Below are 17,144 nucleotides of genomic sequence, written 5' to 3' on the forward strand. Positions count from 1 at the left end.
TTAAACATCATGAATATGCTGACGGAAGCTGCAGTTGAAAAGGCGCTGGATCGCAAGATGAGCAACGTCCCTTATAAGATGATCGGCCAGGATGTCTCGGTTTACTACGGCGAGAAGCGCGCGCTTTTCGATGTGAACCTGAACGTCCGCGAAAACACCGTAACCGCCCTGATCGGCCCGTCCGGCTGCGGCAAGTCGACCTTCCTGCGGTGCCTCAACCGCATGAACGACACGATCGACGGCTGCCGCGTCACCGGCAAGATCACGCTGGATACCGACGATGTCTATGATCCCGATATCGACGTCGTCGAACTTCGCGCCCGCGTCGGCATGGTCTTCCAGAAGCCGAACCCGTTCCCGAAGACGATCTATGAAAACGTCTCCTACGGCCCGCGCATCCATGGCCTTGCCAAGTCGAAGGCCGACCTCGACCAGATCGTCGAGACCAGCCTGCAGCGCGCCGGTCTCTGGAACGAGGTCAAGGACCGCGTGCACGAATCCGGCACCGGCCTGTCGGGCGGCCAGCAGCAGCGCCTCTGCATTGCGCGTGCCGTCGCCGTCAGCCCTGAAGTCATCCTGATGGACGAGCCCTGCTCGGCGCTCGACCCGATCGCCACCGCCAAGGTCGAGGAACTGATCCACGAGCTGCGCGAGAACTACACGATCGTCATCGTCACCCACTCCATGCAGCAGGCCGCGCGCGTCTCGCAGCGCACCGCCATGTTCCACCTCGGCAATCTCGTCGAGGAGAACGATACCGACAAGATGTTCACCAATCCCGACGATCCGCGTACCCAGGACTACATCATGGGTCGCTTCGGTTGATTTTGGCGACACGAAGCCTTCCCGTTATTCGAGGATAAAGCCCATGGCATCGACACATATTTTTTCTGCCTATGATGATGATCTGAAGTTCCTGTCCAGGCGGATTTCCGAAATGGGCGGCCTGGCCGAGCAGATGGTCGGCGAATCCGTGCGCGCCCTCGTCAACGGCGATACCGCGCTGGCGCAGAAGGTCATCTCGGACGATGTGATCCTCGATCACGCCGAACGCGAAATCGGCGACAAGGCGATCGTGACGATCGCCCGCCGTCAGCCGATGGCCTCGGACCTGCGTGAAATCATGGGTTCGATCCGCATCGCCGCCGATCTCGAACGCGTCGGCGACCTCGGCAAGAACACGGCCAAGCGCGTCATCGCCGTGCAGAGCACCGGCGTTCCCCGCAAGCTCGCCCGCGGCCTCGAGCATCTGTCCGAGCTGGCGCTCGTCCAGCTCAAGGAAGTGCTCGACGTCTACACCAATCGTTCAGCCGACAAGGCGAATGCGATCCGTGAACGCGACAACGAGATCGACGCGATGTACACCTCGCTGTTCCGCGAACTCCTGACCTACATGATGGAAGATCCGCGCAACATCACCAGCTGCACGCATCTTCTCTTCTGCGCCAAGAACATCGAGCGCATCGGCGACCATGCCACCAACATCGCCGAGACGATCTTTTACATGGCGACAGGCGCGCAGCCGGAAGGCGATCGTCCGAAGGACGACAGCGCCAACACCGTCGGCGCGGTCACCGAATAACGCCCACACCAGTCAATTGCGTGCGCGCCCGTCCGGGCGCGCAAAGAGGTCGCAGCCAATTTCTGAATTTGCGCAGGATGCATTGCTTAAATCACCCTGGTTTAAGGATCATGCGCGAGGAGACCGACACGCATGATCCCGAGAGTTGCAGTTGTTGAAGACGAGGAAGCCCTCAGCGTGCTTCTTCGCTACAATCTCGAAGCGGAAGGCTTCGAGGTCGATACCATCCTTCGTGGCGACGAAGCCGAAATGAGGCTTCAGGAGCGCACGCCCGATCTGCTCATCCTCGATTGGATGCTGCCGGGCGTTTCCGGCATCGAGCTCTGCCGGCGCCTGCGCATGCGGCCGGAAACCGAGCGCCTGCCGATCATCATGCTGACGGCGCGCGGCGAGGAGAGCGAGCGCGTTCGCGGGCTTTCGACGGGCGCCGACGATTATGTCGTCAAGCCCTTCTCGACCCCCGAGCTCGTTGCCCGCGTCAAGGCGATGCTGCGCCGCGCCCGTCCCGAGGTGCTGTCGACGGTGCTGAAATGCGGCGATATCGAGCTCGACCGCGAAACCCACCGCGTCCATCGCAAGAGCCGCGAAGTCCGCCTCGGCCCCACCGAATTCCGCCTGCTGGAATTCCTGATGTCGTCGCCAGGCCGGGTCTTCTCCCGCTCGCAGCTTCTCGATGGCGTCTGGGGCCACGATATCTATGTCGACGAACGCACCGTCGACGTCCATGTCGGCCGCCTGCGCAAGGCGCTGAATTTCTCCAATATGCAGGACGTCATCCGCACCGTCCGCGGCGCCGGTTATTCGATGGAAGCCTGAGGGCCGTAAACGGGGGCGAGGGGACGTGCCTCGCGAGAGGTTGCTGGGGAATGGAAAGAGTGCGGCACAATCTCTTCTCCCTCGGGGAGAAGGTGCCGGCAGGCGGATGACGGGGCCACACGGCACCCCCCTCCCGTCATTACCTATCCCACCACATCAACGGCGAACGGCCTGAACACGGTCGAAACCCGCATGGGCGTTGTTGGGAGAGACCGGCTTCGCCGGCCCCCTCATCCGCCCTACGGGCACCTTCTCCCCGCTGGGGAGAAGAGGGAATCGAGACGTTGCGGCCTGTCCCCTCTCCCCGCAAGCGGGGGTCCGAAGGACGGGGCGAGACCCGTGGCTCGACCCCGGTCGGTGCGGGCAGGCGGATGATGGGCAGCCATCGGCGCGAACCAATAAGTACAAAAAAACGGGCCACTCGGCCCGTTTTCTACATTCTGACGCTTATGCCCGCGTTCAGCTGGCCCGCGCCGCTGCCCGGCGGCGTTCATTCACCGGCTGGTACGCGAGCTTCTGGTGGTAGCTGCAATACGGCGAATTGTCGGGGGACTCGCAGCCGCAGAAATGGAAGTCGTCCTTCAGCGGATCGCCGACCGGCCACTTGCAGGTGCGCTCGGTCAGTTCCGTCAGGCCGAGGCGGCGCGAAATCGGCACCACCACATTGCCTCTCGGCACATATTCCATTTCCTCGATCGTTTCGATCTCGATCTCTTCCTTCAGCATCGTCGCGCCCTGCTGGCGGGTAACGGTGCGGGTCGTGATCCGTGAGGCGTAGTTCGGCGCGCGCGGCGCCGATGTGTTGCGCTTCGGCGTTCGTGCCGCGGTGTTGGTGCCGCCGGCCTTGGCGCGGCCGGGAAGGCACAGCCGGTGCACTTTGCCGATGACCGCGTTTCTGCTGACCCCGCCAAGTTGTGCCGCGATCTGGCTGGCGCTCAGTCCTTCGGCCCAGAGCTTCTTGAGTTTCTCGACCCGCTCGTCTGTCCAGTTCATGCCCTGTCTCCACCTTTTGCGTTGGTGATGGCAGAATCCCTCACCGTTGTCCCGGGAGCCCCGAAACAAGAAACGCTTGATCAATTTTGGTGACTAGTTCCGCCGCATGCAGTCTAGTAATTGATCTTTAACCTAGTGTGAGGCTGACTCCGTGACAAGAGTCGCATGAATCCGGATGAATCGAATTCGTAGTTTTCCCCAACTTGCTGCCCCTGCGTGTCATTTCTGCAATAATGCCTGTTGAAGACTGAAAATGCCGCTGTACACCCTTGCTGCATACGCTAAGGGCGCAGTTTTGTTGACATTGCAGCGCGAAAAGGAAATAGTGCCCCTCGCCGCCGCAAGGCGGCATTTTTGATTTTTCGGGCCTGGTTTCCTTAGCCGGAGTCAATTGCCCGGTAACTTTGATGGAGATCGCGCCATGGCTGAAGCCGCGCCGCTTTATGACACCTATTCTCGTGCCCCGCTGCGGTTCGAGCGAGGCGAGGGCGTGTGGCTGATCACCGAAAGCGGCGAGCGATATCTCGATTTCGGCGCCGGCGTCGCCGTCACCTCCGTCGGCCACAGCAATCCGCATGTGGTCGGCGCACTGAAGGAGCAGGCCGACAAGGTCTGGCACCTGTCGAACATCTATGAGATCCCCGGCCAGGAACGCCTGGCAAAACGCCTGACGGACGCCACTTTCGCCGACAAGGTGTTCTTCACCAATTCAGGCGCCGAGGCGCTCGAATGCGCGATCAAGACGGCGCGCCGCTACCAGTTTTCCAACGGCCATCCCGAGCGCTTCCATATCATCACCTTCGAAGGCGCCTTCCACGGACGGACGCTGGCGACGATCGCCGCCGGCGGCCAGGAAAAATATCTCGAAGGTTTCGGTCCCAAGGCGCCGGGTTTCGATCAGGTGGCTTTCGGCGATATCGACGCGGTCCGCGCCGCGATCACCGAGGCGACGGCCGCCATCCTCATCGAGCCGGTACAGGGCGAGGGCGGCGTCCGCCCTGCCACGCCTGAGTTCATGAAGGCGCTTCGCCAGCTCTGCGACGACAACGGCCTGCTGTTGATCCTCGACGAGGTCCAGACCGGCGTCGGCCGCACCGGCAAGCTCTTCGCCCATGAATGGTCGGGCGTCACCCCCGACATCATGGCTGTCGCCAAGGGCATCGGCGGCGGGTTCCCGCTCGGCGCCTGCCTTGCCACATCAGAGGCCGCCTCCGGCATGAAGGCCGGCACGCATGGCTCGACCTATGGCGGCAATCCGCTGGCCATGGCCGTCGGCGAGGCCGTGCTCGACATCATCCTTGCCGATGGCTTCCTTCAGCATGTGCGCGACGTAGCACTTGTCTTCCGCCAGGGCCTTGCCTCGCTGAAGGATCGTTATCCCGATGTGATCGAGGATGTGCGTGGCGAAGGCCTTTTGCTCGGCATCAAGGCCGCCGTTCCCTCAGCCGAACTGCTGCAGGCGATCCGCGCCGCCCATCTGCTCGGCGTACCCGCCGGCGACAACGTCATCCGCCTTCTTCCGCCGCTCGTGGTCACCGCCGAGGAAGCCCGCGAGGGGCTTGCCCGCATTGAGCGCGCCGCCGAGAGCATCCGTGCTTCCAAGGTCAAGAAGACGGCTTGAAGAAATTGCCGCCTTCGGGCGCAGCACAGGTAAGAAGACGATATGAGCCCTAAACACTTCCTCGATCTTTCGGCGGTCACATCCGCCGATCTCAGAACGATCATGAACGATGCGCTCGCCCGCAAGCAGGCCTTCAAGGCAGGCACGGGCGACAAGCCGCTCGCCGGCAAGATGCTGGCGATGATCTTCGAGAAGCCGTCGACGCGCACCCGCGTCTCCTTCGACGTCGGCATGCGCCAGCTCGGCGGCGAAACGCTGTTCCTGTCCGGCACCGAGATGCAGCTCGGCCGCGCCGAGACGATCGGCGACACCGCCAAGGTGCTGTCGCGCTATGTCGATGCGATCATGATCCGCACCACCGAGCACTCGCGGCTGCTGGAGCTTGCCCAGCATGCGACCGTGCCTGTGATCAATGCGCTGACGGATGACACCCATCCCTGCCAGATCATGGCCGATATCATGACCTTCGAGGAGCACCGCGGCCCGATCAAGGGCAAGACCATCGCCTGGACCGGCGACGGCAACAATGTGCTGCATTCGCTGGTCGAGGGTGCCGCGCGTTTCGGCTACCGCATGAACATGGCCGTGCCCCTTGGCTCCGAGCCCAAGGATCACTATCTGAACTGGGCCCGCAATGAGGGCGCCGAAATCATGCTCTGCCATGATGCCGACCGTGCGGTCGCCGGCGTCGATTGCGTGGTGACCGATACCTGGGTCTCCATGAATCAGGAACATCGGGCCCGGGGTCATAACGTCTTCCAGCCTTATCAGGTCAACGCGGCCTTGATGGCCAAAGCCGGCAATGATGCATTGTTCATGCATTGCCTGCCCGCCCATCGCGGTGAGGAAGTGACGGACGAAGTGATCGACGGTCCGCAATCCGTGGTCTTCGATGAAGCGGAAAACCGTCTTCATGCGCAGAAGTCGATTCTTGCTTGGTGCCTGGGCGCGATCTGAACCATAATCGGACGTCGCGAGTCACAAACTCGCGACCGCGTGAGCGAAGGGCACGTTGGCCCATCGCTCTGAAAACTAGGAGTGAAAGCCATGGCAGAAGCTGCAGCCGCCCTCGGCCAGTTCGATTTCGCCGGCGATGACCATGTCGTCCCCTTCCAGGTGGAGGGGCTGGATGTGCGCGGCCGCGCCGTCCAGCTCGGCCCGATGCTCGATGCGATCCTAGAGCGCCATCATTATCCCGCACCCGTTGCCCGGCTGCTTGCCGAAGTCGTCGTGCTGACGGTGCTGCTCGGCACCTCGCTGAAGTTCGACGGCAAGTTCACGGTGCAGACCAAGGGCGATGGCCCGGTCGATCTTCTCGTCGCCGATTTCTCGACGCCGGAAAATGTCCGCGCCTATGCCCGTTTCGATCAGGCGCTGCTCAACAAGGCGGTTGAATCAGGCGAAACCGAGCCGGAGCAATTGCTCGGCAAGGGCGTGCTCGCCTTCACCATCGACCAGGGCAAGTTCAGCCAGCCTTACCAGGGCATCGTTCCGCTCGACGGTACCACGCTGGAAGAAATTGCCGGCGTCTATTTCCGGCAGTCGGAGCAGATCCCGACGCGCGTGCGCCTTGCCGCGGCCGAGCTCTTCGATCGCGACGATGCGGGCAAGCCGCGCCACCGCTGGCGGGCAGGCGGCCTCGTCGCCCAGTTCCTGCCGGAAGCGCCGGAGCGCATGCGCCAGCCGGATCTCCACGGCGGCGACGGCGACACCGGCAGCCGCCCGCATGGCGAGGACGATGCCTGGGTCGAAGCGCGTTCGCTGGTCGAGACCATCGATGCCGATGAACTCACCGATCCGCTGGTTGGCACCGAGCGGCTGCTCTTCCGCCTGTTCCACGAGCGCGGCGTGCGCGTCTACGAACCGCGCGCGGTGTTCGACCGCTGCAGCTGCTCGCGCGACAAGATCAAAGGCGTGCTCAAGGGCTTTTCGGCCGAGGAGATCGAGGCCAGCCAGGAAGATGGCGAAATCGCCGTGACCTGCGAATTCTGCTCGACCACCTATCGCTTCGAGCCGGCCGAACTTCAACCGGCCGAATAGTGGATTGTTGCCCCTGTCCGGTTCGCGCCGATGGCTGCCTCAAGCCCCTTCTCCCCTCGGGGAGAAGGTGCCGGCAGGCGGATGAGGGGGCCGCACGGCACATCCTTCACGCAAAACCTATTCCGGCACGCCGAGGGTAGCGCCGTTCCCCAGCGCACCCTGAATACGGTCGAGACGATGTCATCCTGCCGAAACCTGCAAGGGTGTTGTTGGGAAAGACTAGCTTCGCCGGCCCCCTCATCCGCCCTACGGGCACCTTCTCCCCGCTGGGGAGAAGAGGGAGTCGAGAGGTCGCATGTCCCTTTGCCCCGTTTACGGGTCCGAAGGACGGTGCCGGCAGGCGGAGGAGGGGCGGGCCACGGCAATCTCTTGAGCGGGCACGGTCGATTTCGGCGTTACACGTCAGTTAAGCACGCGCAGCAGCCCCGGGGAATCCAGCGAGAAGGCGGGGATGTCGACATCGAACATCTCGCCTTCGTCCGTTTCCATCTGGTAATGGCCGAACATCAGCCCTGAGGGCGTGTCGAGCGGGCAGCCGGAGGAATATTCGTAGGTGTCGCCGGGGCTGAGCCGCGGCTGTTCGCCGACGACGCCGGGGCCGGTCACCTCGTCCACCTGGCCGTTCTGGTCGGTGATGTTCCAGTAACGATTGACCAGCCGAACGGCTATGCCGGAATTGTTGCTGATGACAATCCGGTAACCCCAGACATAGCGGTCGTCTTCCGGATCGGATTGCTCCTCCAGATAGAACGGCTCGACGACGACTTCGATCTCTCTTGTGAGGGCGCGATACATGCCTTGCACCTTAGTCAAGATATGTTACCCGTATCTTATAAGAGGCCCTGTCCGTCAAGGAACGGAACGTTGATCAGCGATGAAACGCTCATGATCGAAGAGTTTTCGATCGTTAAGCCTAATTGTCAGTGTTAATTTTACTTCCGAACGCCGGCGCGGGCGAACTTGTTCCCCCGGCGTCACCGAGTGAGGTCCGGCGGCGGCCGAACCGCGAATGGGTCCGGCCGCCAATGCCGTTGATCAGGCCGAGACCTTGGCAAGCGCCCGCGCGAAATCCTCGATCAGGTCGTCGGTATCCTCGATGCCGGCCGAAAGGCGGACCGTGCCCGGAGAAATGCCGAGTTCGGCGCGCGCCTCTTCCGTCAGGTTCTTGTGCGTCGTCGTTGCCGGATGGGTGATCAGGCTCTTGCTGTCGCCGAGATTGTTGGAGATCTTGATGATCTCGAGCGCGTTCTGTAGCGCAAAGGCCGCATCCTTGCCGCCCTTCAGCTCGAAGGCGACCAGCGTCGAGCCGCCGGTCATCTGCTTGGCGATGATATCGGCCTGCGGGTGGTCCTTGCGGCCCGGATAGATCACCTTGGCGACCTTGCCCTGCTCGGCCAGGAAGTCGGCGATCTTCGCCGCATTCTCGGTCTGCTGGCGCACGCGCAGCGGCAGCGTCTCGATGCCCTTCAACAGCGTCCAGGCGTTGAACGGCGACATCGCCGGGCCGGTATGGCGGAAATAATCGTGCAGGTTCTCGTCGATCCATTCCTTGTCGGAAAGCACGACGCCGCCGAGGCAGCGGCCCTGGCCGTCAATATGCTTGGTGGCGGAATAGACGACGATATGGGCGCCGAGCTCCAAGGGCTTCTGGAAGAGCGGCGTGGCGAAGACGTTGTCGACGACGACCTTGGCGCCGATCTGGTTGGCGAGCTTGGCAACGCCTGCAATATCGATCACTTCGAGCGTCGGATTGGTCGGGCTTTCCAGGAAGAACACCTTGGTCTTCGGGGTGATCGCCTTTTCCCAGTTCGCAAGATCCCGGCCGTCGATCAGCGTGCAGTCGATGCCGTATTTCGGCGCCAGCGTCTCGACGACCCAGCGGCAGGAGCCGAACAGGGCACGCGCGGCGACGATATGGTCGCCTGATTTCAGCTGGCAGAGGATCGCCGCGGTGACGGCCGCCATGCCGGAAGCGGTGGCGCGGGCGTCTTCGGCGCCTTCGAGCATGCACATGCGTTTTTCGAACATGTCGTTGGTGGGGCTGCCGTAGCGGGCGTAGATGAAGCCCTCCGTCTCGCCTTTGAAGCGGGCTTCGGCCGCCTCCGACGTCTCGTAGACGAACCCTTGGGTGAGATAGATTGCCTCGGACGTCTCGCCATATTGCGAACGCAGCGTGCCACCGTGAACGAGTTGGGTTGCCGGGCGCCAGGTCTTGCTCATGCCATCACCTTCACATAACAAAAAAACCGGTCGCAAAAGCAGACCGGTTTCAACCCGGTCTTTTTAGCCACTTGTTTAACGTGGCTGCAAGCCGACCGGCCAAATCACCACGGGATAATTCTGCAATACTGCTGTTAGCTGCTTGCGTCAATTCCCCGAGTTTGGTTTTGTCGGCGGCAAATGATGGATGAGGCATGATGGCTCGCGAAACGGGAATTCTGGCGGATCGCGCGATCTCCGCGCTGTTCGAAACGGAGCGTCTGCTCTCCGAGCGGGAGCTGGACCGCGACCAGATCCAGCCGGCAAGCCTCGACCTGCGCTTGGGCGGCAAGGCTTTTCGCGTGCGTGCCAGCTTCATGCCCGGCCCCTCGCATCTGGTGTCCGACAAGCTCGACCGGCTGAGCCTGCACGTGATCGACCTCTCCGAGGGGGCGGTGCTCGAAACCGGCTGCGTCTATATCGTGCCGCTGATGGAGAGCCTCGCGCTGCCGGCCGACATGTCGGCCTCGGCCAATCCGAAGAGCTCGACCGGGCGCCTGGATATCTTCACCCGCGTCATCACCGATTACGCCCAGGAATTCGACAAGATCCCGGCCGGCTATTCCGGCCCGCTCTATCTCGAAATCAGCCCGCGCACCTTCCCGATCGTCGTGCGCCGCGGCTCGCGTCTGTCGCAGATCCGTTTCCGCGTCGGCCAGGCCTTGCTCGGCGAGCCGGAACTTTTGAAGCTGCATGAAAGCGAGACGCTGGTCGCCAGCAAGCTGCCCAACGTTTCCGGCGGCGGCATCGCGCTGTCGATCGACCTCGCCGGAGACAAGGACGGCCTGATCGGTTATCGCGGCAAACATCACACCGCCGTCGTTGATGTCGACAAGAAGGCCGAGCATGACCTCTTCGATTTCTGGGAACCGCTCCACAGCCGCGGCCGCAACGAGCTGATCCTCGATCCCGACGAGTTCTATATCCTCGTCTCGCGCGAGGCCGTGCACGTGCCGCCGGATTATGCCGCCGAAATGACCCCCTTCGATCCGCTGGTCGGCGAATTCCGCGTCCATTATGCCGGCTTCTTCGATCCGGGCTTCGGCCATGCGCCCGCCGGCGGGCGCGGCAGCCGCGCCGTGCTCGAAGTGCGCAGCCACGAAGTGCCCTTCATCCTCGAAGACGGCCAGATCGTCGGCCGCCTCGTCTACGAGCACATGCAGGAAAAGCCCGCAAGCCTCTACGGCTCCGGCCTCGGCTCCAACTACCAGGCCCAGGGCCTCAAGCTCTCGAAGCACTTCCGCATCTGAGCCTTCCCGGCGGTCGCGACTTGACAGCCGCCCCTATCTGTTGGAAATCTCGCATCGTCGCGGGTGTAGCTCAATGGTAGAGCAGCAGCTTCCCAAGCTGAATACGAGGGTTCGATTCCCTTCACCCGCTCCAGCTGCCCTTCTAGCGATATCTTTCTAATCCCCAAAAAACCGGATCGGCTTGTACTGCCGATGCGCGATGATCAGGCTTCGGTCGGGCTGGATGATATAGGTTTCCTCCACCTGCCGGCCGTACTGGTCGATGAAATCATGCGGGAAGCTGGAGCCGGGCGGGGATTTGGTGAGTTTGGTGCGCGGCTGGCCACTATAGGTGATGCTTCCGGGGATAGGTTCGAGGCCTGGTCCGCTGTAGCTGACAGTGTTGCATCCCGCGAGAACGAGCGTGCCGACGAGGCCGATGATTGCAGGTTTCATGTCCATCCCTCCCAATGCCGTGAATTGTATCACTCTACGCCTTGCCGGATAGAGTTCACGACACGAATGCCCATGCCCCGCCGTCCGGGGCCGAACCATGGGTATCAATCCGTCCTTCGGAGTAACGGGGCAAAGGGGACATGCGGCAACGTCTCGATTCCCTCTTCTCCCCAGCGGGGAGAAGGTGCCCGTAGGGCGGATGAGGGGGCCGGCGAAGCCGGTCTTTTCAGCAACGCCCATGCGGGGTTTCGGCTTTGATGACATCATCTGGACCGTGTTCAGGGCGCCGGGACACGGCGTTACCGTCGGCGTGGCGGAATAGGTTTTACGTGAAGGATGTGCCGTGTGGCCCCCTCATCCGCCTGCCGGCACCTTCTCCCCGAGGGGAGAAGAGGATATGCCGCGACCTCTCCATTCCTCGCCGACCTCTCGCAGGCTAGGGTGAGGGGCAGCCATCTGCGCGAACCGGACAGCCGTGCCTCGTGGCGAGGTCGGCTCAGAATTCCGTCCAGTCGGGATCCTGGCTTGACGATGTGCTGCTGCCGGCGCCGAAGGCGTTGGCGATTTTCTGGCCGAGTGCGCGGGCCGGTGAGGCGGCCGGGCGGGCGGTGCCTTCACGGACGACGCGGACCGGCGTCCTGGCTGCCGGGCGCGTGGGCGCGCGTGGTGCTGCAGTGGCGGTTGGCGCACTAGTGGTGAAGCCGCCGGTGCCGGTCAGCCTGAATTCGCCGAGCAGGTTGTTGAGCGCTGCAGCTTCCGTTGCCAGGTTGTGGCTGGCGGCGGTGGATTCTTCGACCATCGCCGCATTCTGCTGCGTGCCCTGGTCCATGGTGTTGACGGCGGTGTTGATCTCCTGCAGGCCGATCGACTGTTCGCGGGAGGCTTCGGCGATGGCGTGGACGTGCTGGTTGATTTCCTGCACCTCTTGGACGATCGCGTCGAGCGCCTTGCCGGTCTCGCCGACCAGCGAGACGCCGGTCTGCACATGCGAGCCGGAGGTGCTGATCAGCGCCTTGATCTCCTTGGCAGCCTTGGCCGAGCGCTGGGCGAGCTCGCGCACTTCCTGGGCGACGACCGCAAAGCCCTTGCCGGCATCGCCGGCGCGGGCCGCTTCAACGCCGGCGTTCAGAGCCAAAAGATTGGTCTGGAAGGCGATGTCGTCGATGACGCCGATGATGTTGGAGATTTCACCTGACGACTTCTCGATCTGCTGCATGGCGGAGACGGCCTTGCGGACGACCTCGCCTGATTTTTCGGCGCCGAGGCGGGTGCGGGCGACGAGCTGGCTCGCCTCCTCGGCCCGCTTGGCGGCGTCGCGCACCGTCGTGGTGATCTCCTCGAGCGCCGCTGCCGTTTCTTCGACGGAGGCCGATTGCTGTTCCGTCCGCTGGGAAAGCTGGTCTGCGGAGGAACGAATCTCATTGGCGCCGGCACCGATCGCCCGGGCGTTGGCGCCGACCGTATGCATGGTTTCGTTGAGCTTCTCGACCGAGTTGTTGAAATCCTCGCGTAGCGCATCGAGATGCGCGACGAAGGGCTCGGCGATATGGGAGGCGAGATCGCCGGCGGCAAGGCGGCGCAGGCCGTCGCCGAGTGCGGTGACGGCGCGGTCGAGTTCGGATGCTTCGCGGGCCTTCTGCGCCTCGCGGTCGCGGCGCTCGCTGTCGCTGACGTCGCGGTCTGCTTCGGCGCGCGCTTCGATCCGGGCACGCTCGATCGCATTGCCGCGGAAGACCGAAACGGCCTTTGCCATCTGGCCGACTTCGTCGCCGCGATCAAGGCCGCTGACATCGCTTGTCGTATCGCCCTCGGCAAGCCGCGTCATGCGCTGGCGCAGCTGCATCATCGGACCGGCGATGCCTATCTGGGCCACGACCACGCTGAAGCCGACGGCAGCGAGAACGGCGATGCCGATCAGAACGAGACAGAAGACGATCCGTTCGTTGACGGAAGCCGAGAGCGCGTCGCCGCCATCGTTGAGCATCGCCATCATCGCATCATTGTTGGCAATCATCTTCGGCGTCAGTGCATCGAGCTTGGCATTGATCAGGGCAACATTCGCCTGGGCGCCGGCGCCGTCCTTGGCTTTGCTCTGTTCGATGATCTTGTTCGCCAGCTTTTCGATCTCATCGATGCCCGCCTGAATTTCATCGATCGCCGGCTTGCGGCTGGGCACCAGCGCCAGCGCCTGCTTCATGCGGTCACGCGCCTGCGGCAGCTTGCTCGGCGTGGCGAGCGCCGTCTGGAATTCGGGCGTATCGGGCTTCATGTCGGCAAGCAGGCTTACCTGCAGCACCGAGGCCACCGCCGATGCGCTGGCGCGCGCGCTCAGCATCGAGGCCTGCGCCTCATGATCGATGAAGGCGCTGTAGGCGGCGTCCGCACGGCGGAACTCGGAAATGACGTAGATCAGCCCGGCCATCGTGATCAGCCCCAGGAGCGCCACCACCGATATGATTTTTGTGCGGATTTTCAGATGTTTCAGCATGGAAATGTCACCCGATTGACGGGGCGTGCTCGCGCGCCCGGTGCTTTTGAAATCAATTGCTGCAGAAAAAGTGCTGCTTCAATATCGCGGTTTAGGGATTACGTTTGGGCTGACGCTTGCATCATGCGATCGGCTGGCGGGGTCCGATGTCGTCGCAACAAATAAGAGGCGATATTCTTTAATTCCGCGCTAACAACGGACGGCGGTTGGCTGTGATTTTTAGGGACTGTCGTCTCGGGTGCGTCGCCACGGATGCTCGGTGTGCGTTGATGGCTGCCCCTCACTCTAACTTTACCGGCGTCGGACCACTCGTCTTGACCCGTCCTCCGGACCCCCGACGGGAGAAGGGGAATCGAGAGGGCGCCTCAAATCTCTTCTCCCCTTGGGGAGAAGGTGCCGGCAGGCGGATGAGGGGGCTACACGGCACCCCTCCCGCAATAACCTATCCCGCCACGCCGACGGCAATGCAGTGCTCCAGCGCCCTAAACACGGTCGATACGATGCCAGCGCCGTCGAAGCACGCGTAAGCGTTGTTGAAAAGACCGGCTTCGCCGGCCCCCTCATCCGCCCTACGGGCACCTTCTCCCCGAGGGGAGAAGAGGGAATCGAGACGTTGCGGCATATCCCCTTCGCGTCTGAAACCGAAGCCTTCCTCACTCCCACGCATATTCCCCACCCCGCATGACTCTGATACATCTCGCCAACGCCGCAACGCTTCTTAACCCAGAGACCACAATCACGATGATGCAATCCAAGCTGGCATCCCTGACTCTGAAGGGTTTTTTCGCGTTCGGGCTGTTGCTGGGGGCGCTTTTTTCAGGTTTCGCCGCATCGGCCCAACAGGCGGCGCCCTCGCTGCCGCTGCTCTTCGATGCGCGCGAGCGCCTTGCCAGGCCCGATCTCTCCTCGCTGGTGCGCTTGCGCTTCCTGACGTCGGTCGATTTCCCGCCCTTCAATTTCACCGATCAGAACGGCAAGCTTTCCGGTTTCAATGTCGACCTCGCCCGCGAAATCTGCAGCGAGTTGGAAATATCGGATAAGTGCCAGATCCAGGCGATCCCCTTCGCCGACCTCAGGGATGCGCTCGCCGCCTCTCAGGGCGATGCCGTCATCGCCGGTTTTGCCGTGACACCGGAGCTGCGCCGACAATTCCTCTTCTCCAGGCCTTATCTGATGCTGCCGGCGCGCTTCGTGCGCAATCTCGCCGTGCCGCTCGACGGAAAGACCGCTGCCGCGCTTTCCAGCCATCCGGTCGGTGTCGTCAGGGGGACGGTGCATGAGTCGATGCTGGCAGCCTTTTTCCCCACGCTGAAGGCCGAGCCGTTCGACACGAAGGACGCCCTGCTTGCGGCGCTCAAGGACCGCAAGGTGGATGCCGCCTTTGCCGATGCGCTGCAGCTTTCCTTCTGGGTCTCCTCGCCGGCCTCAGCCAAATGCTGCGCGCTGTTCGATGGCCCCTATCTCTCGGAGCATTTCCTCGGCGAGGGCATGACGATCATGCTGCGGCAGAAGGACAGCGTGCTGACATCAGCCATCGACCACGCGCTCGCCACGCTGTCGCGCAACGGCCGCCTCCAGGAAATCTATCTGCGGTATTTCCCCTACGGGCTTTATTGAAGCCGCAGTCCAAATTGCGCTCGTTCAGCCCTTGCGGAAGCGCGCAATCGCGCTGCGCTCGATCGCCGCGCAGGTGAGCTTGTCGAGGCCGAGCCGATCGCGCAGCAGGCTGAGCAGCCGCAATTCCTCCGCCTTGACCGAGAGATCGGCGGATGCCACCTCGACGGCCAGCGCATAGGCCGTGTCGTAGAGCTTTGCGGGCAGGGTGTCGCGCACGGTTTCGAGGACGACGTCGAGACCTTCCGGCCCCGCCAGCAACGCGGCGCAGTCGCGCGCCGCCGCAATCAGTTTGTCGTCATCGAAATCCCGGAAAACGGGCAGGAATCCGATCAATTGGCCGATCCTTGTCATCTCCCTGTCGTTCATCGTGCTGTCGACGGCGGATGCCATCACCATCACGTAGATCAGCGCATCATGGGCGGAAAGCGGCTTGTTCATCTCTGATTCCTTTTTCGGTCAGCCCAGATTAGGAACTGGCGACAGCCATTACAAGGGATCGGCCCGATCCGGGACTGTCCGACTGCTGTCATGGCTGCCGATTTAATTGCGGCGTGGATCGTCGCCGTAGAGGCCTTTTCCCGCCTGCCTGGCCTTTTCGGCGGCGGATGTAAGCGGCGAACCCGCCGTCGGTTCCGCCCAGCCGTTTTCGGCGAGCCATGAGCCGAGATCCTCTGTGCCCAGCCGGCAGGCAGTCGTTACGGTTTCCTTCCATTCCACCGTCTCGAGATCGCAGCTGACGCTGCGGTTGCGCAACAGCAGGCGCAGCGCCGTCTTTGCCATCATGCCGCAGGGCCATTGCCGGCCCGTCGGGCCGCATATCCTGTCGGTCGGCGTCGGCACGATGCCGGCAAGCAGAAGCCGGCGCTCGCCAAAGGAAAGAATGCCGGCATTTTCGACCACCGGCCGCGCCAGCTCCACCGCCTTTTTCGCAGTGGGACGTGCCGTTTCCCCGGCCGGCGTTTCCGCTTGTTGCGGTGCATCGGCCGGTTTGGATGTCCCGCCGTCGTTTGGCGCCTGAGAGGGCGGAGCCGCCGGCTCCACTGAGCGAGCGATCATTTCGGCACGGTCGTCCGAGATTGTCGCACGTTCGCCGGCTTTGGGAGCAGCATCCGCCGCTGCCGTCGCCGTCTCCTCTGCGGACGCCGTTTCTTCCCCGGCCGTTCCGCCGCCAAGCCTTGCTTGCCCTGCCAGCAGCAGGCCGGCCACCACCGCCATCCCCGTGATACCTGTGATGAAGGCGGCAGGGCGCATGGAATATCTTCCTATTGGCTGGCCCAGATGATGCGGGCAATCCAGTCGACGTCGGAAAGCTCGAGGGTGCGGTTGGGATGTTCGGGATTGAGCGATATCAGCTCGATCGACCGCGGGCTCTGGCGAAGCAGCACCTTGGCCATCACTTCGCCCTCGTTTGTGCGCACGACGACGCGGTCGTTGCGGCGCACCTGGGCGCCCGGCTCGACGATCAGCACGTCGCCGTCACGGTAGAGCGGCATCATGCTTTCGCCCTGCACCTCCAGCGCATAGACGCCGGCCTTTTGCGACGGAGCGGCTGGAAATTCCACCACGTCCCAGCCCTGGCCGGCCGGAAAGCCGCCATCGTCGAAGAAGCCGCCGGCGCCGGCTTGAGCGAAGCCGAGCAGCGGAATGGAGCCGCCTTGCGGCTGAAACGCGTTTTCCTGCTGCCTGGCCTGCTGCTCGGAGGGGGCGGCGTCGGCCCGCATGAAGGCCAGAAACTGCTCCATGCTCGCCCCTGTGGCGTCGAGCACCTTGGCGATCGATTCCGTCGAGGGCCAGCGCAGCCGTCCGTCGGCGGAAAGCCGTTTCGATTTGTTGAAGGAGGTCGGGTCGAGCCCGGCGCGCCGCGCAAGACCGGATGGCGTCAGCTCGTGCCGTTCGGCAAGCCTGTCGAGCGCTTCCCAGATCTGGTCGTGTGACAGCATGCGCGCGATTCCGTCGCGGCTCATTCAACGCCGCGCTTCAACCCGGCGGAATATTAATCGACCGTGCCGTCCGAGTAAAGATAAAAGAGGAATAAAATCCTGT

Annotated in this window: 16 protein-coding genes, 1 tRNA gene and 1 riboswitch; of the genes, 9 read left to right on the forward strand and 8 right to left on the reverse strand. The window is 63.0% G+C overall.

The window, feature by feature from the left end; translation table 11 throughout:
* The first annotated feature begins 9 nt into the window (after nt 1–9).
* From pstB to phoB, 3 genes are all read left to right on the forward strand, one after another.
* A complete protein-coding gene (gene pstB, locus B5P46_RS05445) occupies nt 10–825 on the forward strand; it encodes a phosphate ABC transporter ATP-binding protein PstB (RefSeq protein ID WP_129417824.1) in 816 nt (271 codons plus the stop codon).
* Between the two features lie 43 nt (nt 826–868).
* Nucleotides 869–1,582, forward strand: coding sequence for a phosphate signaling complex protein PhoU (gene phoU, locus B5P46_RS05450; RefSeq protein ID WP_003545180.1), 714 nt, complete (start codon nt 869–871; stop codon nt 1,580–1,582).
* Between the two features lie 132 nt (nt 1,583–1,714).
* Nucleotides 1,715–2,398 (forward strand): phosphate regulon transcriptional regulator PhoB, encoded by a 684-nt coding sequence (phoB, locus tag B5P46_RS05455; protein WP_010068798.1) that lies wholly within the window; start codon nt 1,715–1,717, stop codon nt 2,396–2,398.
* Nucleotides 2,399–2,857: 459 nt separating this feature from the next.
* Here the strand turns inward: phoB and B5P46_RS05460 are convergent, their stop codons facing one another.
* Nucleotides 2,858–3,391 (reverse strand): GcrA family cell cycle regulator, encoded by a 534-nt coding sequence (locus B5P46_RS05460; protein WP_011650336.1) that lies wholly within the window; start codon nt 3,389–3,391, stop codon nt 2,858–2,860.
* 421 nt (nt 3,392–3,812) lie between these two features.
* Here B5P46_RS05460 and B5P46_RS05465 point away from each other — a divergent pair, with 421 nt between their 5' ends.
* From B5P46_RS05465 to B5P46_RS05475, 3 genes are all read left to right on the forward strand, one after another.
* Nucleotides 3,813–5,012 (forward strand): aspartate aminotransferase family protein, encoded by a 1,200-nt coding sequence (locus B5P46_RS05465; RefSeq protein ID WP_129417825.1) that lies wholly within the window; start codon nt 3,813–3,815, stop codon nt 5,010–5,012.
* A gap of 42 nt (nt 5,013–5,054) precedes the next feature.
* Complete coding sequence (argF, locus tag B5P46_RS05470) at nt 5,055–5,969, forward strand: ornithine carbamoyltransferase (protein WP_064648672.1); 915 nt, start codon at nt 5,055–5,057, stop codon at nt 5,967–5,969.
* A gap of 90 nt (nt 5,970–6,059) precedes the next feature.
* On the forward strand, nt 6,060–7,052 hold the full coding sequence (locus tag B5P46_RS05475; protein WP_129417826.1) for an Hsp33 family molecular chaperone: 993 nt from the start codon (nt 6,060–6,062) through the stop codon (nt 7,050–7,052).
* 402 nt (nt 7,053–7,454) lie between these two features.
* Here B5P46_RS05475 and apaG read toward each other — a convergent pair whose 3' ends face one another.
* Both apaG and B5P46_RS05485 read right to left on the reverse strand, forming a co-directional pair.
* A complete protein-coding gene (gene apaG / locus B5P46_RS05480; RefSeq protein ID WP_024321046.1) occupies nt 7,455–7,847 on the reverse strand; it encodes a Co2+/Mg2+ efflux protein ApaG in 393 nt (130 codons plus the stop codon).
* 240 nt (nt 7,848–8,087) lie between these two features.
* Nucleotides 8,088–9,272 (reverse strand): O-succinylhomoserine sulfhydrylase, encoded by a 1,185-nt coding sequence (locus B5P46_RS05485; protein WP_129417827.1) that lies wholly within the window; start codon nt 9,270–9,272, stop codon nt 8,088–8,090.
* Between the two features lie 42 nt (nt 9,273–9,314).
* A riboswitch (SAM riboswitch) is annotated at nt 9,315–9,393 on the reverse strand.
* A 73-nt stretch (nt 9,394–9,466) separates the two neighbouring features.
* On the opposite strand from B5P46_RS05485, the gene B5P46_RS05490 reads away from it, so the two are divergent.
* On the forward strand, nt 9,467–10,561 hold the full coding sequence (locus B5P46_RS05490; RefSeq protein WP_164986454.1) for a 2'-deoxycytidine 5'-triphosphate deaminase: 1,095 nt from the start codon (nt 9,467–9,469) through the stop codon (nt 10,559–10,561).
* Between the two features lie 59 nt (nt 10,562–10,620).
* A tRNA-Gly gene (locus B5P46_RS05495) sits at nt 10,621–10,694 on the forward strand.
* Nucleotides 10,695–10,717: 23 nt separating this feature from the next.
* Here the strand turns inward: B5P46_RS05495 and B5P46_RS05500 are convergent.
* Both B5P46_RS05500 and B5P46_RS35480 read right to left on the reverse strand, forming a co-directional pair.
* A complete protein-coding gene (locus B5P46_RS05500) occupies nt 10,718–10,996 on the reverse strand; it encodes a hypothetical protein (protein WP_129417828.1) in 279 nt (92 codons plus the stop codon).
* 496 nt (nt 10,997–11,492) lie between these two features.
* Nucleotides 11,493–13,484, reverse strand: a complete 1,992-nt coding sequence (locus B5P46_RS35480; protein WP_129417829.1) for a methyl-accepting chemotaxis protein — start codon at nt 13,482–13,484, stop codon at nt 11,493–11,495.
* A 741-nt stretch (nt 13,485–14,225) separates the two neighbouring features.
* On the opposite strand from B5P46_RS35480, the gene B5P46_RS05515 reads away from it, so the two are divergent.
* A complete protein-coding gene (locus B5P46_RS05515; protein WP_129417831.1) occupies nt 14,226–15,101 on the forward strand; it encodes a transporter substrate-binding domain-containing protein in 876 nt (291 codons plus the stop codon).
* Nucleotides 15,102–15,125: 24 nt separating this feature from the next.
* Here the strand turns inward: B5P46_RS05515 and B5P46_RS05520 are convergent, their stop codons facing one another.
* The 3 genes from B5P46_RS05520 to B5P46_RS05530 all read right to left on the reverse strand — a co-directional run bounded on the left by B5P46_RS05520 (nt 15,126) and on the right by B5P46_RS05530 (nt 17,041).
* Complete coding sequence (locus tag B5P46_RS05520; RefSeq protein WP_129417832.1) at nt 15,126–15,539, reverse strand: tellurite resistance TerB family protein; 414 nt, start codon at nt 15,537–15,539, stop codon at nt 15,126–15,128.
* 102 nt (nt 15,540–15,641) lie between these two features.
* Nucleotides 15,642–16,352: a thermonuclease family protein gene (locus tag B5P46_RS05525; protein WP_129417833.1), complete on the reverse strand. Its 711-nt coding sequence runs from the start codon at nt 16,350–16,352 to the stop codon at nt 15,642–15,644.
* A gap of 11 nt (nt 16,353–16,363) precedes the next feature.
* Nucleotides 16,364–17,041, reverse strand: a complete 678-nt coding sequence (locus B5P46_RS05530; protein ID WP_129418838.1) for a S24 family peptidase — start codon at nt 17,039–17,041, stop codon at nt 16,364–16,366.
* Nucleotides 17,042–17,144: the final 103 nt, after the last annotated feature.

The sequence above is a fragment of the Rhizobium leguminosarum genome, from assembly GCF_004123835.1.
Classification (GTDB): Bacteria; Pseudomonadota; Alphaproteobacteria; order Rhizobiales; family Rhizobiaceae; genus Rhizobium; species Rhizobium leguminosarum_M.

Coding starts and splice junctions, on each gene's coding strand:
- B5P46_RS05530 (WP_129418838.1), bottom strand. CDS start 17,041: ATGCTGTCACACGACCAGATCTGGGAAGCGCTCGACAGGCTTGCCGAA.
- phoU (WP_003545180.1), top strand. CDS start 869: ATGGCATCGACACATATTTTTTCTGCCTATGATGATGATCTGAAGTTC.
- pstB (WP_129417824.1), top strand. CDS start 10: ATGAATATGCTGACGGAAGCTGCAGTTGAAAAGGCGCTGGATCGCAAG.
- B5P46_RS05490 (WP_164986454.1), top strand. CDS start 9,467: ATGATGGCTCGCGAAACGGGAATTCTGGCGGATCGCGCGATCTCCGCG.
- B5P46_RS05475 (WP_129417826.1), top strand. CDS start 6,060: ATGGCAGAAGCTGCAGCCGCCCTCGGCCAGTTCGATTTCGCCGGCGAT.
- B5P46_RS05515 (WP_129417831.1), top strand. CDS start 14,226: ATGATGCAATCCAAGCTGGCATCCCTGACTCTGAAGGGTTTTTTCGCG.
- B5P46_RS05485 (WP_129417827.1), bottom strand. CDS start 9,272: ATGAGCAAGACCTGGCGCCCGGCAACCCAACTCGTTCACGGTGGCACG.
- B5P46_RS05525 (WP_129417833.1), bottom strand. CDS start 16,352: ATGCGCCCTGCCGCCTTCATCACAGGTATCACGGGGATGGCGGTGGTG.
- B5P46_RS05460 (WP_011650336.1), bottom strand. CDS start 3,391: ATGAACTGGACAGACGAGCGGGTCGAGAAACTCAAGAAGCTCTGGGCC.
- phoB (WP_010068798.1), top strand. CDS start 1,715: ATGATCCCGAGAGTTGCAGTTGTTGAAGACGAGGAAGCCCTCAGCGTG.
- B5P46_RS05520 (WP_129417832.1), bottom strand. CDS start 15,539: ATGAACAAGCCGCTTTCCGCCCATGATGCGCTGATCTACGTGATGGTG.
- B5P46_RS05500 (WP_129417828.1), bottom strand. CDS start 10,996: ATGAAACCTGCAATCATCGGCCTCGTCGGCACGCTCGTTCTCGCGGGA.
- argF (WP_064648672.1), top strand. CDS start 5,055: ATGAGCCCTAAACACTTCCTCGATCTTTCGGCGGTCACATCCGCCGAT.
- apaG (WP_024321046.1), bottom strand. CDS start 7,847: ATGTATCGCGCCCTCACAAGAGAGATCGAAGTCGTCGTCGAGCCGTTC.
- B5P46_RS35480 (WP_129417829.1), bottom strand. CDS start 13,484: ATGCTGAAACATCTGAAAATCCGCACAAAAATCATATCGGTGGTGGCG.
- B5P46_RS05465 (WP_129417825.1), top strand. CDS start 3,813: ATGGCTGAAGCCGCGCCGCTTTATGACACCTATTCTCGTGCCCCGCTG.